Consider the following 15565-nt stretch of genomic DNA (forward strand, 5'->3'; position numbering starts at 1 on the left):
TGTTCGGAAAGGCCGGTCAGCTGACCAGCCGCCCCCTCAGCGCGGAATGGAGATCTTGCGTTCCTTCGTTGGACGGTACAGCACCAGCGTCTTGCCGATTACCTGCACATTAACTGCACCGGTTTCGCGCACGATAGCTTCAACCACCAGGGTTTTCGTCTCACGGTCTTCCGTGGCGATTTTCACCTTGATGAGTTCATGGTGCTCCAGTGCATGTTCGATCTCGGCCAGCACTCCCTCGGTCAAGCCGTTGTTGCCCAGCATGACTACTGGCTTCAGCGGATGGGCCAGACCTTTCAGGTGCTGTTTTTGTTTGGTACTCAGATTCATCGTATTTTTTACTTACATTGGGATTGAAAACGGGTCATTCTACCGCCATCTCGAGTGTATCACCAAATCGGCTTCGCTGATTTGTGCGGTTATTTATCGCGAACAATGAATCATAGTTGGAAATTGTATGACTGGTAAAAAGCGTTCGGCCAGTTCCAGCCGCTGGCTACAGGAACACTTTAGCGATAAATATGTGCTTCAGGCGCAGAAAAAAGGGCTGCGTTCGCGCGCCTGGTTTAAACTGGATGAAATACAGCAGGGTGACAAACTTTTCAAACCCGGTATGACCGTGGTTGACCTCGGTGCGGCTCCGGGCGGTTGGTCACAGTATGTGGTAACGCAGATTGGGTCAAAAGGTCGTGTTATTGCCTGTGATATTCTACCGATGGACCCCATTGTTGGCGTTGACTTTCTTCAGGGCGATTTTCGTGACGAAAGCGTACTGAAAACTCTGCTGGAACGTGTGGGAGAGACCAAAGTTCAGGTTGTGATGTCGGATATGGCACCCAACATGACGGGTACACCTGCAGTTGATATTCCCCGGTCGATGTATTTATGTGAGCTTGCCCTGGATATGTGTCGTGACGTATTGGCACCCGGTGGCAGCTTTTTAGTAAAGGTGTTTCAGGGAGATGGTTTTGAAGAATACCTGCGGGAAATTCGCTCCCTGTTTACGAAAGTAAAAATTCGTAAGCCGGACGCTTCACGTTCTCGTTCGCGTGAAGTGTATATTGTAGCGACAGGGCGCAAACTGTAACCATCATCGCCGGATCAGCCGCAGTTTTGTAGCGATTCCAAGTGTGAAGGATATGTAGTACCCTACGCTGTCTGTTAACACAGTTGTAATAAGAGGTTAATCCCTTGAGTGACATGGCGAAAAACCTAATTCTCTGGTTAGTCATCGCAGTTGTGCTGATGTCTGTATTCCAGAGCTTTGGGCCCAGCGAGTCGAATGGCCGTAGGGTTGATTACTCAACCTTCCTGTCTGAAGTGAACCAGGATCAGGTCCGCGAGGCACGTATTAACGGGCGTGAAATTAACGTAACCAAAAAAGATAGTAATCGCTACACGACCTACATTCCCGTCAACGATCCCAAGTTACTCGATAACCTGTTGACTAAAAATGTGAAAGTAGTCGGTGAACCACCGGAAGAGCCAAGCCTGTTGGCTTCGATCTTTATCTCATGGTTCCCAATGCTGTTACTGATTGGTGTCTGGATCTTCTTTATGCGGCAGATGCAGGGCGGAGGCGGCAAGGGCGCGATGTCCTTCGGCAAAAGCAAAGCCCGCATGCTGACAGAAGATCAGATTAAAACCACCTTTGCTGACGTTGCAGGCTGCGACGAAGCGAAAGAGGAAGTGGGCGAGCTGGTTGAATACCTGCGCGAGCCTAGCCGTTTCCAGAAGCTGGGCGGTAAAATTCCGAAAGGCGTACTGATGGTCGGTCCTCCGGGTACCGGTAAAACCCTGCTGGCGAAAGCGATTGCAGGCGAGGCGAAAGTACCGTTCTTCACTATCTCTGGCTCTGACTTTGTTGAAATGTTCGTTGGTGTGGGTGCATCCCGCGTGCGCGATATGTTTGAACAAGCTAAGAAAGCCGCGCCGTGCATTATCTTCATCGATGAAATCGATGCGGTAGGTCGTCAGCGCGGTGCAGGTCTGGGCGGTGGTCACGATGAGCGTGAACAGACGCTGAACCAGATGCTGGTTGAGATGGATGGTTTTGAAGGTAACGAAGGCATCATTGTTATTGCCGCTACCAACCGTCCAGATGTGCTTGACCCTGCACTGCTGCGTCCGGGTCGCTTCGACCGTCAGGTTGTCGTTGGATTACCGGATGTTCGTGGTCGTGAGCAGATCATGAAAGTGCACATGCGCCGTGTACCGCTGGCACCAGATATCGATGCGGCAATCATTGCCCGCGGTACCCCTGGCTTCTCCGGTGCAGATCTGGCTAACCTTGTTAACGAAGCGGCGCTGTTTGCAGCCCGTGGTAACAAGCGTGTGGTGTCGATGGTTGAGTTCGAAAAAGCGAAAGACAAAATCATGATGGGTGCAGAACGTCGCTCTATGGTGATGACTGAAGCTCAAAAAGAATCAACCGCTTACCATGAAGCAGGTCACGCCATTGTGGGTACGCTGGTTCCGGGTTATGACCCGGTGCACAAAGTCACCATCATTCCTCGTGGCAGAGCGCTGGGCGTAGCCTTCTTCCTGCCGGAAGGGGACGAAATCAGTGCCAATCGTCAGAAGCTGGAAAGCCGAATTTCCGTGGCCTACGGTGGACGTCTGGCTGAAGAGATTATCTACGGTTCGGATTATGTTTCTACCGGCGCGTCGTCTGATATCAAAATGGCGACCAGCGTTGCGCGTAACATGGTTACTCAGTGGGGCTTCTCTGAAAAGCTGGGTCCATTGCTTTATGCTGAAGAGGAAGGTGAAGTGTTCCTCGGCCGTTCAGTGGCTAAGGCTAAGCATATGTCCGACGAAACGGCACGTATCATCGATCAGGAAGTGAAAAAACTGATTGATACTAACTATGCTCGTGCTCGCCGCATTCTGGACGAAAATATGGACATTCTTCATGCGATGAAAGATGCGCTGATGAAGTATGAAACCATTGATGCACCTCAGATCAGTGATCTGATGGCGCGCCGTGAGGTTCGTCCGCCAGCGGGCTGGGAAGGGCCAGTTAATATTGAGAAAACAGCAGCGCCTCAGGCATCTCGCCCGAACGACGACATGCCAGGTTCAGATAAAATCGTGTGATAGCAGTGTGGCGGAAACCTGATGGAGTCCGCCAGATTGCAGTCAATATGCTGTTATAATGCAAACCCCGGCTATGGTCGGGGTTTTTTTATATCTACTATTACCGGAGACCGTTTGTTATGAAGCTGTACGCCAGAGATACCGTACTCGACCTCTCACATCCGCATGTGATGGGTATCCTGAACGTCACTCCCGATTCGTTTTCAGATGGCGGCAAGCATAACGAACTGATCCATGCTCTGACCCACGCTAACGAGATGATTAACGCCGGTGCCACGATTATTGACGTCGGGGGAGAGTCTACCCGTCCCGGAGCCAAAGACGTCAGTGTGGAAGAGGAGCTGGAGCGCGTTATTCCAGTGGTAGAGGCGATTGCGCAGCGTTTTGAGGTGTGGATATCGGTGGATACCTCCAAACCCGAGGTTATCCGCGAATCTGCCCGCGTGGGGGCGCACATTATCAATGATATTCGTTCACTACAGGAACCGGGAGCGCTTGAAGCCGCTGCGGAAACCGGCCTGCCGGTATGCCTGATGCATATGCAGGGCGAACCGAAAACCATGCAGCAGTCACCGAACTATCAGAACATTCTGCGCGATGTTGATGACTTTTTCGTTCAGCATATTGCCCGATGCGAAGCGGCAGGGATAAAAAAATCGCAGCTGCTGCTCGACCCGGGTTTTGGTTTCGGTAAGAATCTTTCCCATAATTATCAACTTCTGGCGCACCTGGCAGACTATCATCATTTTGGCCTGCCGCTATTAGTCGGCATGTCACGTAAAAGTATGATTGGCCAGCTGCTGAACGTGGGTCCCGGGCAGCGTTTAACCGGCAGCATCGCCTGTGCGGTGATTGCTGCCATGCAGGGCGCTCATATTTTGCGCGTACACGATGTAAAAGAAACCGTAGAGGCGATGCGCGTCGTCGAAGCGACACAGTCAGCGAAGGAAGAATAACGTTATGAGCAACCGCAAGTATTTTGGTACCGATGGCATTCGCGGCAAAGTGGGTGAATATCCCATCACTCCTGATTTTGTGCTGAAACTTGGCTGGGCAGCCGGAAAGGTGCTGGCACGCCACGGTTCGAAGAAGATTATCATCGGGAAAGATACGCGTATCTCTGGCTATATGCTGGAGTCTGCGCTGGAAGCGGGTCTGGCCGCAGCCGGATTGTCAGCCGCGTTTACCGGGCCAATGCCTACGCCTGCGGTGGCCTACCTGACACGTGCATTCCGTGCCGAAGCGGGTATTGTTATCTCTGCCTCTCATAATCCGTTCGACGATAACGGCATTAAGTTCTTTTCCACCGAGGGCACCAAGCTGCCGGATGAAGTGGAAGAGGCGATTGAAGCCGAGATGGAAAAGCCGATTACCTGCGTTGAATCTATCGAACTGGGACGCGCCAGCCGTATTGTTGATGCCGCCGGGCGCTACATCGAGTTTTGCAAAGGAACCTTCCCGAGCGAGTTAAGCCTTAACGGATTAAAAATCGTGGTGGATTGCGCGAACGGCGCGACGTATCACATTGCGCCTAATGTGCTGCGTGAACTGGGTGCGGAAGTTATCTCGATTGGCGTTCAGCCTAACGGAATGAACATTAATAAAGAGTGCGGTGCAACCGATCTGCGCCTGTTACAGGAACGCGTACTGGCTGAGAAAGCCGATCTGGGGCTGGCTTACGACGGTGATGGCGACCGTATCATGATGGTTGATCATCTCGGGCAGAAGGTTGATGGCGATCAGATCCTCTATATCATCGCCCGTGAGGGCTTACGCCAGGGGCAGCTGCGCGGTGGTGTTGTCGGTACGTTGATGAGTAATATGGGCCTGGAGCTGGCGCTTAAACAGCTGGGTATCCCGTTTGCCCGGGCGAAAGTGGGTGACCGATACGTACTGGAAAAGCTGAAGGAAAAAGGCTGGCGTCTTGGCGCTGAGAATTCAGGCCACGTAATCCTGCTTGATAAGACGACCACCGGCGACGGAGTTGTTGCAGGTTTGCAAGTACTAACTGCGATGGTCCGAAATCATATGACTTTGCACGATCTGTGTAGTGGAATGAAGCTGCTGCCACAGATTCTGGTTAACGTGCGCTTCAGTGGCGAAAACGATCCGCTGGAAGATGCACAGGTTAAAGCGGTAACCAGTGAAGTGGAAGCTGAGCTGAAAGGGCGTGGTCGTGTGCTGCTGCGTAAATCCGGCACCGAACCGCTGATCCGCGTGATGGTGGAAGGTGAAGACGAAGCGCAGGTTACCGCACTTGCCCATCGCATCGCCGATGCGGTGAAAGCCGTTTGATTCGGAGCGGGGTCGAACAGTCACTTCGGCCCCTGTTTCAGGGTGTTTTCTATCGTACTAAACGACGCTCTTTCTGTTCTTTGCCTGGCCGTGTTTTGGTGAAAAATCATTGATGAATAGCGCGTTTTTTCTCCACAAATTGATCTTTTGCCGCTTTTTTCTGCAATCAGTATGATGTTGTAAAATTGCCCTTGCACGGGAGAGCGCCTTTGGTTAGTATTCACACCCGCTTCTGATGGGTAGTGATTCACTATCGATTTAACTGGTTTGAAGCTTTTAATGCACGTTTAACGTGCAAGGAAGAAGGTTGATTATGTACGAAGCTCTTTTAGTAGTTTTCCTTATTGTGGCAATCGGCCTTGTTGGTCTGATCATGCTGCAGCAAGGTAAAGGCGCTGATATGGGAGCATCATTTGGTGCAGGCGCTTCTGGTACACTGTTTGGTTCTAACGGTTCAGGTAACTTCATGACCCGTATGACTGCAGTGCTGGCAACCCTGTTCTTCATTATCAGCCTGATCCTGGGTAACCTTAATAGCAACAAAACCCAGAAAGGAAGCGAGTGGGAAAATCTGACTCAGCCAGCACAGTCTCAGCAGACTGCGCCAGCTAAACCGGCAGCGCCGGGCAGTGACATCCCGCAGTAAGACCTGAGTTACATTTCGACGCGATAGAAATAAAAAAATCGCAACTTTAGTGCCGTGGTGGTGGAATTGGTAGACACGCTACCTTGAGGTGGTAGTGCCCGCATGGGCTTACGGGTTCAAGTCCCGTCCTCGGTACCAAATCTCAGTTTTGCTTGCAATTTGTGCAAGTTTTGCGTAGTATTCGGACGCGGGGTGGAGCAGCCTGGTAGCTCGTCGGGCTCATAACCCGAAGGTCGTCGGTTCAAATCCGGCCCCCGCAACCACTTTCCCTTAGAGTTCTTTTTCAAATATACTGTATGCACAGAACGGCGCGTTTACAGCGAATTTTGAAAAAAATTCTTTTGGATTGTGCCGAGCCGCAGCTATTGCGGTATACAGGGTCCAGTCGCATAAAGCCCCGAATTTTCGGGGTTTTTTGTTATCAGGAAACAGTAACACTGGGCTATAGGCCCTTTTTTTATGTCTTGGGGGTGGGATTGTCCACATTAGAGCAAAAATTAACAGAGCTGATTTCAGCACCGGTAGAAGCGCTTGGCTACGAACTGGTAGGTATTGAGTTTGTACGCGGTCGCACATCCACCCTGCGCATCTATATTGATAGTGAAGATGGCATCAATGTTGATGATTGCGCTGATGTGAGCCACCAGGTTAGCGCGGTGATGGACGTTGAAGATCCGATTACCGTGCCATACAACCTTGAAGTCTCTTCACCTGGTCTTGACCGTCCAATGTTTACCGCAGATCATTACGTACGTTTTACTGGTGAAGAAGTCAGCCTGGTTCTGCGTATGGCGGTACAGAACCGCCGCAAATGGCAGGGCATCATTAAATCTGTCGAAGGTGAAATGATTACCGTTGCCGTTGAGGGTAACGACGAAGTGTTCGCACTGAGCAACATCCAGAAGGCGAACCTGGTTCCCCACTTTTAAAAGTCCGGATTGAGGCATACCAGGATGAACAAAGAAATCTTAGCTGTTGTAGAAGCGGTCTCTAATGAGAAATCCCTCCCGCGCGAGAAGATTTTCGAAGCGCTGGAGAGCGCGCTGGCTACAGCCACCAAGAAAAAATACGAGCAGGAAATTGACGTTCGCGTCACCATCGATCGTAAAAGCGGCGATTTCGACACCTTCCGTCGTTGGCTGATCGTTAACGAAGTGACGCTGCCGACCCGTGAAATCACGCTGGAAGCAGCACGTTACGAAGATGAAGCACTGAATCTCGGTGATTTCGTTGAAGATCAGATCGAATCCGTGACCTTTGACCGTATCACCACTCAGACCGCCAAGCAGGTTATCGTTCAGAAAGTCCGTGAAGCAGAACGAGCAATGGTCGTGGATCAGTTCCGCGAGCAGGAAGGCGAGATCATCACCGGTGTGGTTAAGAAAGTTAACCGCGACAACATCTCCCTGGAAGTTCGGCCTACCGATGGTTCTAACACTAATGCCGAAGCTGTCATCATTCGTGAAGATATGCTGCCGCGTGAAAACTTCCGTCCGGGTGACCGCATTCGTGGTGTTCTGTATGCCGTGCGTCCAGAAGCCCGCGGTGCGCAGCTGTTCGTCAGCCGTTCCAAGCCGGAAATGCTGATTGAACTGTTCCGTATTGAAGTGCCGGAAATTGCTGAAGAAGTACTTGAAATTAAAGCCGCCGCGCGCGATCCAGGCTCCCGTGCCAAAATCGCTGTGAAAACCAACGATAAGCGCATCGACCCGGTCGGTGCCTGCGTTGGTATGCGCGGTGCGCGTGTTCAGGCGGTATCCAGCGAGCTGGGTGGCGAACGTATTGATATCGTACTGTGGGATGATAATCCGGCGCAGTTCGTGATCAACGCGATGGCTCCAGCGGATGTCGCTTCTATCGTGGTTGATGAAGATAATCACACCATGGATATTGCCGTTGAAGCCGGGAACCTGGCTCAGGCAATTGGCCGTAATGGCCAGAACGTGCGTCTGGCTTCACAGCTGAGTGGCTGGGAGCTGAACGTGATGACGGTCGACGACCTGCAAGCTAAGCATCAGGCCGAAGCACACGCTGCCATTGACGTCTTTACTAAACACCTCGATATCGATGAAGACTTCGCTACCGTACTGGTAGAAGAAGGCTTCTCTTCTCTGGAAGAGCTGGCTTATGTGCCGATCAACGAGCTGTTGGAGATCGACGGCCTGGATGAAGAGACAGTAGAAGCGTTGCGCGACCGAGCTAAAAACGCGTTAACCACCCTGGCCCTTGCGAAAGAAGAGAGCCTGGGGGATGCCCAACCTGCGGAAGATTTACTGGGCCTTGAAGGTCTGGAACGTGAGCTGGCTTTCAAGCTGGCCGCGAAAGGCGTTCGTACGCTGGAAGATCTTGCCGAGCAGGGTGTTGACGACCTGTCAGATATTGATGGCCTGACCGATGAGCGGGCCGGTGAGCTGATTATGGCTGCACGTAATATTTGCTGGTTCGGCGACGACGCGTAATAAACTGTAGCAGGAAGGAACAGCATGACGACAGATGTAACCGTAAAATCACTGGCAGCAGAGATTCAGACACCGGTTGAACGCCTGGTACAGCAATTTGCTGATGCAGGGATCCAAAAGTCTGAAACAGACTCTGTTACCCAGCAAGAAAAAGAAACTTTACTTACCCATCTGAATCGCGAACATGGCGGTGGATCTGGTAAGCTAACTCTGCAGCGTAAAACACGCAGCACCTTGAATATCCCAGGCACCGGGGGTAAAAGTAAATCGGTGCAAATTGAAGTCCGCAAAAAACGCACCTATGTAAAAGGCGATCCGGCTGAAGCTGAACAGGCTGAAGCAGAAGCGCAGGCACAGCGTGAAGCGGAAGAACTGGCTCGTCGCGAGGCTGAAGAAAAAGCCCAGCGCGAAGCTCAAGAGAAAGCGAAGCGTGAAGCCGAGGAGCAGGCCAAGCGTGAGGCAGCTGATAAAGCCAAACGTGAAGCAGCGGAAAGAGATAAAGTGAGCAATCAACATACCGATGAAATGACCCGGGCTTCACAGTCCGACAAAGCCCGCCGTGAAGCTGAATCAGCTGAACTGAAGCGTAAAGCCGAGGAAGAAGCGCGTCGCAAGATTGAAGAAGAAGCGAAGCGTGTAGCCGAAGAAGCGCGTAAAATGGCGGAAGAAAAAGGTGAAGAGTGGGCATCAGTCAAAGAGGAAGAAGACACCTCTGACTACCACGTCACAACATCCACTCACGCGCGTGCTGCAGAAGACGAAAACGATGCACAGGTTGAAGGTGACCGTCGTACTCGTGCGGCAGCGCGTCCAGCTAAAGCCCCGGTTCGTAAAAAAGGCAACAAACACGCTGAAGCTAAAACTGACCGTGAAGAAGCGCGTGCGCAGGTTCGCGGCGGTAAAGGCGGCAAGCGTAAGCCAAGCTCGCTGCAGCAGGGCTTTAATAAGCCGGCTCAGGTCGTAAACCGCGATGTGGTGATTGGTGAAACCATTACCGTAGCGGAACTGGCTAACAAGATGGCGGTGAAAGGCTCCCAGGTCATCAAAGTGATGATGAAGATGGGTGCTATGGCGACCATCAACCAGGTCATCGACCAGGAAACTGCACAGCTGGTTGCGGAAGAAATGGGTCACAAAGTGACGCTGCGCCGCGAAAACGAGCTGGAAGAAGCGGTAATGAGCGACCGTGACACCGATGCCGTGCTGGAATCCCGTGCGCCGGTCGTGACCATCATGGGCCACGTTGACCACGGTAAAACCTCACTGCTGGACTATATCCGCTCCACGAAAGTCGCCTCTGGCGAAGCGGGCGGCATTACCCAGCACATCGGTGCATACCACGTTGAAACTGACAACGGTATGGTGACCTTCCTTGATACCCCGGGCCACGCCGCGTTTACCGCAATGCGTGCTCGTGGTGCTCAGGCTACCGATATCGTTATCCTGGTTGTTGCTGCTGATGATGGCGTGATGCCACAGACTATCGAAGCAATCCAGCACGCCAAAGCGGCGAAAGTGCCGGTTGTTGTTGCGGTGAACAAGTGCGATAAGCCAGAAGCCGATCCGGATCGCGTTAAGAACGAGCTGACTCAGTACGGAATTATTCCGGAAGAGTGGGGCGGTGAAAACATGTTCGTTAACGTATCTGCGAAAGCCGGTACCGGTATTGACGACCTGTTGAACGCTATCCTGCTGCAGGCTGAAGTTCTTGAACTGACCGCCGTGCGTCAGGGTATGGCGAGCGGTGTGGTTATCGAATCCTTCCTGGATAAAGGTCGTGGTCCGGTTGCTACCGTGCTGGTGCGTGAAGGTACGCTGAACAAAGGCGATATCGTACTGTGCGGTTTCGAGTACGGTCGTGTTCGTGCGATGCGTGATGAGCTGGGTCGTGAAGTTCTGACCGCTGGCCCATCAATCCCTGTTGAGATCCTCGGTCTGTCCGGTGTTCCTGCTGCGGGTGATGAAGCAACGGTTGTTCGTGACGAGAAGAAAGCGCGTGAAGTTGCGCTGTATCGTCAGGGCAAATTCCGTGAAGTTAAACTGGCACGTCAGCAGAAATCTAAGCTGGAAAACATGTTTGCGAACATGACCGAAGGCGAAGTATCTGAACTGAACATCGTACTGAAAGCCGACGTACAGGGTTCTGTAGAAGCTATCGCTGACTCACTGATGAAACTTTCTACCGATGAAGTGAAAGTGAAAATCGTTGGTTCAGGCGTGGGCGGTATCACCGAAACCGACGCCACTCTGGCTGCCGCATCTAACGCTATCCTGGTTGGCTTCAACGTCCGTGCCGATGCCTCTGCTCGCCGCGTGATTGATTCTGAAAGCCTGGATCTGCGTTACTACTCCGTGATCTATAATCTGATCGACGAAGTGAAAGCTGCGATGAGCGGCATGCTGGCACCAGAGTACAAGCAGCAGATCATTGGTCTTGCAGCGGTGCGTGACGTGTTCAAATCACCGAAATTTGGTGCTATCGCGGGCTGTATGGTCACCGAAGGTAACATCAAGCGTCACAACCCAATCCGTGTACTGCGTGACAACGTGGTTATCTATGAAGGCGAGCTGGAATCCCTGCGCCGCTTCAAAGATGACGTTAACGAAGTTCGTAACGGCATGGAATGTGGTATCGGCGTGAAGAACTACAACGATGTTCGCGTTGGCGATATGATCGAAGTATTCGAAATTATCGAAATTCAGCGCACCATCGATTAATCGACTGGCAGATATCCGGTAGATTTCGCGTTGCAGCAGGGCAGTTAACGCAGCGGCGATGTGAAGATTGCAGGATATTATTTGGGAGGCTTCTGGCCTCCCAAATTATTTGGAGAGATAAATTATGGCGAAAGAATTTGGTCGCCCGCAGCGCGTTTCTCAGGAGCTGCAAAAAGAGATCGCTATCATTCTGCAGCGCGAGATTAAAGATCCGCGTCTGGGTATGATGGTTACCGTTTCTGGCGTTGATGTGTCCCGCGATCTGGCCTACGCGAAAGTGTTCGTCACGTTCCTCAACGACAAAGACGAAGCGGCAATTAAAGCCGGCCTGCGTGCGCTGGGTGATGCGTCCGGCTATATCCGTACGCTGCTGGGCAAAGCAATGCGTCTGCGCATTGTGCCGGAACTGACCTTCTTCTATGACAACTCTCTTGTTGAAGGGATGCGCATGTCTAACCTGGTGACCAACGTAGTGAAAAAAGACGTTGAGCGCCGTGGTCCGGCAGAAGATGAGCAGGAAGAAGGTAAAGAAGATTAATGAGCCGTCCTCGCCGTCGCGGTCGCGATATCCACGGGGTGCTGTTGCTGGATAAGCCGCAGGGCTTATCCTCTAACGATGCTCTGCAAAAAGTGAAACGCCTCTACAACGCAAATCGTGCGGGTCATACCGGCGCGCTGGATCCTTTGGCGACGGGCATGCTGCCTATCTGCCTTGGGGAAGCCACCAAGTTTTCTCAGTACCTGCTGGATTCAGACAAGCGTTATCGTGTGATTGCGCGGCTGGGGCAGCGTACCGACACTTCAGATGCAGATGGTGTGGTAGTCAGTGAGCGCCCGGTAACTTTCACTGCGGAAGCGCTGATGGAAGCGCTGGAAAGCTTTCGCGGTGAAACGCAGCAAATCCCGTCGATGTATTCTGCGCTTAAGTATCAGGGCCGTAAGCTGTATGAATATGCCCGCGAGGGGATAGAAGTTCCTCGTGAGTCTCGCAGCATCAATGTCTACGAACTGCTGTTCATTCGCCATGAGGGGAATGAGCTGGAGTTGGAAATTCACGTTTCCAAAGGCACCTATATTCGTACCATTATTGACGATCTCGGCGAAAAACTGGGCTGTGGTGCGCACGTTACCTATCTGCGTCGTTTGCAGGTCGCCACTTATCCGATTGCTAAGATGGTGACGCTGGAACAGCTGAATGCGCTGGCGGAAGAAGCACATCGAAGCGAACAGCCGCCTGCGGTTCTGCTTGATGCTTTACTGATGCCGATGGACAGCCCGGCAGCAGAATACCCGGTGGTGAACCTGCTGAGTGAAGTAGCCGCCTGGTTTAAACAGGGTATGCCGGTTCGGGTAGCAGGTGCACCAAGTGCAGGCCTGGTGCGCGTGACCGAAGGCGATGAACACAAATTCATCGGCATGGCCGAAATTGCCGATGATGGGCGAGTGGCTCCACGCCGTCTGGTTGTGGAACATTTCGACTAATTTACTCTGTTTCGTTCGGTCGGCAGACCTTGCTTCTGCTGACGAAAAGATAACGGGTAAATTTGCGCTTGCGCATTGCGCGGAGTAGAATGGCGCGGCTTTACACTGGGTTGCTGAATTAGAGATCGGCGCCTGTACATTTACCTTATAATTTGGAGTTGTCTCATGTCTCTAAGTGTTGAAACTAAAGCGCAGATCGTTGCTGATTTCGGTCGTGGTACTAACGACAGCGGTTCTACTGAAGTGCAGGTTGCTCTGCTGACTGCGCAGATTAACCATCTGCAGGGTCACTTCTCTGAACACAAGAAAGACCACCACAGCCGTCGCGGTCTGCTGCGTATGGTTTCTCAGCGTCGTAAACTGCTGGACTACCTGAAGCGTAAAGACGTTTCTCGTTACACCAGCCTGATCGAGCGTCTGGGTCTGCGTCGCTAAGTCTTAAGGCTGTTCTGCCCGTTTTCAGAGCGATCTGATAACAAAATGGCAAACGTACAGCCTGGAACGAGTTTCGCTGGAAAGGGGCCTTTATGGCCCCTTTTTTCAAGCAATCGGCAGCAATTCCGGGCAAACTATTGTATTGTTGCTGAGTGTGATCTTCAGTTGCAGAGGTTCGCGCGGCTAATGAGAGGCTTTATCCCATTTGGGATTAGGGTTGTCATTAGTCGCGAGGATGCAAGGTGAAGATTAGTAATCCACGGTGGGATTAAACCCTGCCCAGATGTTTAAGGAACTAATTTTGCTGAACCCGATCGTAAAAAAATTCCAGTATGGTCAGCATACCGTCACCATTGAGACCGGTATGATGGCTCGCCAGGCAACGGCTGCCGTAATGGTAAGCATGGACGACACCGCTGTGTTCGTTACCGTTGTAGGCCAGAAAAAATCCAAACCAGGCCAGGACTTCTTCCCGCTGACAGTAAACTATCAGGAGCGTACTTACGCTGCTGGTCGTATCCCGGGGAGCTTCTTCCGTCGTGAAGGCCGTCCAAGCGAAGGCGAAACTCTGATTTCTCGTCTGATTGACCGCCCGATTCGTCCTCTGTTCCCTGAAGGCTTCGTTAACGAAGTGCAGGTTATTGCTACCGTGGTTTCCGTTAACCCACAGGTTAACCCGGACATCGTCGCAATGATCGGTGCTTCAGCAGCGCTGGCGCTGTCTGGCCTGCCGTTCAATGGTCCTATCGGTGCAGCACGCGTCGGTTACCTTAACGACCAGTACGTACTGAACCCAACCAGCGATGAGCTGAAAGAGAGCAAGCTGGACCTGGTTGTTGCCGGTACTCAGGGCGCGGTACTGATGGTTGAATCAGAAGCTGAGCTGCTGAGCGAAGACCAGATGCTGGGCGCGGTCGTATTTGGCCACGATCAGCAGCAGGTTGTTATCAATAACATCAATGCGCTGGTAGCTGAAGCCGGTAAACCTCGCTGGGACTGGCAGCCAGAGCCTGTAAACGAAGCGTTACACGCACGTATTGCTGCCCTGGCTGAAGCGCGTCTGAGCGACGCCTATCGCATCACCGAAAAACAGGAGCGTTATGCTCAGGTTGACGTGATTAAATCAGAAGCGACTGCTGCACTGCTGGCCGAAGACGACAGCCTGGATGCTGGCGAAATCAGCGACATCCTGCACGCGCTGGAAAAAGACGTTGTTCGTAGCCGCATTCTGCGCGGTGAGCCACGTATCGATGGCCGTGAAAAAGACATGATCCGTGGTCTGGACGTGCGTACCGGCGTTCTGCCACGTACCCACGGTTCCGCACTGTTCACCCGTGGTGAAACTCAGGCGCTGGTTACCGCGACTCTGGGTACTGCACGTGATGCACAGAACCTGGACGAGCTGATGGGCGAACGTACCGACAGCTTCCTGTTCCACTACAACTTCCCTCCGTACTCTGTTGGTGAAACCGGTATGGTGGGTTCACCGAAGCGTCGCGAAATCGGTCACGGTCGCCTGGCGAAACGTGGCGTGCTGGCCGTAATGCCAAAAGGCGATGCGTTCCCGTACACCGTGCGTGTTGTGTCTGAGATCACCGAATCAAACGGCTCTTCTTCAATGGCTTCCGTTTGTGGTGCTTCTCTGGCGCTGATGGACGCGGGCGTGCCTATCAAAGCCGCCGTTGCGGGTATCGCAATGGGCCTGGTGAAAGACGAAAACAACTTCGTGGTTCTGTCTGACATTCTGGGTGACGAAGACCACCTGGGCGATATGGACTTCAAAGTTGCCGGTAGCCGTGAAGGTATCACCGCGCTGCAGATGGACATCAAAATCGAAGGCATCACCCGCGAGATCATGCAGGTTGCTCTGAACCAGGCTAAAGGTGCGCGTCTGCACATCCTGAGCGTAATGGAACAGGCTATCAGCACCCCGCGCGGCGATATCTCTCAGTTCGCACCGCGTATCCATACCATTAAGATTAGCGTTGATAAGATCAAAGACGTGATCGGTAAAGGTGGTTCTGTTATCCGTGCGCTGACCGAAGAAACCGGTACGACCATCGAAATCGAAGATGATGGTACGGTTAAGATTGCTGCAACCGACGGCGAAAAAGCGAAATTCGCAATTCGTCGTATTGAAGAAATCACCGCAGAGATCGAAGTTGGTCGCATCTACAACGGTAAAGTGACGCGTATCGTCGACTTCGGTGCCTTCGTGGCTATCGGCGGCGGTAAAGAAGGTCTGGTACACATTTCTCAGATCGCTGACAAGCGCGTTGAGAAAGTGACCGACTATCTGCAGATGGGTCAGGAAGTACCGGTCAAGGTACTGGAAGTTGACCGTCAGGGTCGCGTGCGTCTGAGCATCAAAGAAGCCAGCGAACAGGCTCAGCCTGAAGCTGCAGCTCCTGCGGCACCAGAAGCAGAATAA

At 52.4% G+C, this 15565-nt stretch carries 13 protein-coding genes and 2 tRNA genes; 14 read left to right on the top strand and 1 reads right to left on the bottom strand.

Going from position 1 to position 15565, the window contains the following annotated elements; all coding sequences use genetic code 11:
* Nucleotides 1–36: 36 nt before the first annotated feature.
* Nucleotides 37–330, bottom strand: a complete 294-nt coding sequence (yhbY, locus tag JOE09_RS16760; RefSeq protein ID WP_105592942.1) for a ribosome assembly RNA-binding protein YhbY — start codon at nt 328–330, stop codon at nt 37–39.
* A 127-nt stretch (nt 331–457) separates the two neighbouring features.
* Between yhbY and rlmE the strand changes: the two genes are divergently transcribed.
* The 14 genes from rlmE to pnp all read left to right on the top strand — a co-directional run bounded on the left by rlmE (nt 458) and on the right by pnp (nt 15565).
* A complete protein-coding gene (gene rlmE, locus JOE09_RS16765) occupies nt 458–1087 on the top strand; it encodes a 23S rRNA (uridine(2552)-2'-O)-methyltransferase RlmE (protein ID WP_105592943.1) in 630 nt (209 codons plus the stop codon).
* 113 nt (nt 1088–1200) lie between these two features.
* Nucleotides 1201–3099 carry an ATP-dependent zinc metalloprotease FtsH gene (ftsH, locus tag JOE09_RS16770; protein ID WP_234480164.1) on the top strand — a complete coding sequence of 633 codons (1899 nt, stop codon included), beginning with the start codon at nt 1201–1203 and terminating at the stop codon, nt 3097–3099.
* A gap of 119 nt (nt 3100–3218) precedes the next feature.
* Nucleotides 3219–4055, top strand: a complete 837-nt coding sequence (gene folP / locus JOE09_RS16775; RefSeq protein ID WP_205066551.1) for a dihydropteroate synthase — start codon at nt 3219–3221, stop codon at nt 4053–4055.
* Between the two features lie 4 nt (nt 4056–4059).
* Nucleotides 4060–5394 carry a phosphoglucosamine mutase gene (gene glmM / locus JOE09_RS16780; protein WP_205066552.1) on the top strand — a complete coding sequence of 445 codons (1335 nt, stop codon included), beginning with the start codon at nt 4060–4062 and terminating at the stop codon, nt 5392–5394.
* A gap of 313 nt (nt 5395–5707) precedes the next feature.
* Complete coding sequence (secG, locus tag JOE09_RS16785) at nt 5708–6040, top strand: preprotein translocase subunit SecG (RefSeq protein WP_105592949.1); 333 nt, start codon at nt 5708–5710, stop codon at nt 6038–6040.
* A 51-nt stretch (nt 6041–6091) separates the two neighbouring features.
* Nucleotides 6092–6178: transfer RNA gene (locus JOE09_RS16790), tRNA-Leu, on the top strand.
* 48 nt (nt 6179–6226) lie between these two features.
* Nucleotides 6227–6303: transfer RNA gene (locus JOE09_RS16795), tRNA-Met, on the top strand.
* A gap of 213 nt (nt 6304–6516) precedes the next feature.
* Nucleotides 6517–6969, top strand: a complete 453-nt coding sequence (gene rimP, locus JOE09_RS16800) for a ribosome maturation factor RimP (RefSeq protein ID WP_146114134.1) — start codon at nt 6517–6519, stop codon at nt 6967–6969.
* 24 nt (nt 6970–6993) lie between these two features.
* Nucleotides 6994–8499 (top strand): transcription termination factor NusA, encoded by a 1506-nt coding sequence (nusA, locus tag JOE09_RS16805; protein WP_205066553.1) that lies wholly within the window; start codon nt 6994–6996, stop codon nt 8497–8499.
* 24 nt (nt 8500–8523) lie between these two features.
* Nucleotides 8524–11217, top strand: coding sequence for a translation initiation factor IF-2 (infB, locus tag JOE09_RS16810; RefSeq protein ID WP_205066554.1), 2694 nt, complete (start codon nt 8524–8526; stop codon nt 11215–11217).
* A 124-nt stretch (nt 11218–11341) separates the two neighbouring features.
* Nucleotides 11342–11755 (top strand): 30S ribosome-binding factor RbfA, encoded by a 414-nt coding sequence (rbfA, locus tag JOE09_RS16815; protein ID WP_105592952.1) that lies wholly within the window; start codon nt 11342–11344, stop codon nt 11753–11755.
* Nucleotides 11755–12699, top strand: a complete 945-nt coding sequence (gene truB, locus JOE09_RS16820; protein WP_205066555.1) for a tRNA pseudouridine(55) synthase TruB — start codon at nt 11755–11757, stop codon at nt 12697–12699. The genes rbfA and truB overlap by 1 nt, the downstream gene beginning before the upstream one ends.
* Before the next feature lie 165 nt (nt 12700–12864).
* Nucleotides 12865–13134 carry a 30S ribosomal protein S15 gene (rpsO, locus tag JOE09_RS16825; RefSeq protein ID WP_105592954.1) on the top strand — a complete coding sequence of 90 codons (270 nt, stop codon included), beginning with the start codon at nt 12865–12867 and terminating at the stop codon, nt 13132–13134.
* 301 nt (nt 13135–13435) lie between these two features.
* Nucleotides 13436–15565 carry a polyribonucleotide nucleotidyltransferase gene (gene pnp, locus JOE09_RS16830; RefSeq protein WP_205066556.1) on the top strand — a complete coding sequence of 710 codons (2130 nt, stop codon included), beginning with the start codon at nt 13436–13438 and terminating at the stop codon, nt 15563–15565.

Source organism: Pantoea coffeiphila (genome assembly GCF_016909495.1).
Classification (GTDB): domain Bacteria; phylum Pseudomonadota; class Gammaproteobacteria; order Enterobacterales; family Enterobacteriaceae; genus Erwinia; species Erwinia coffeiphila.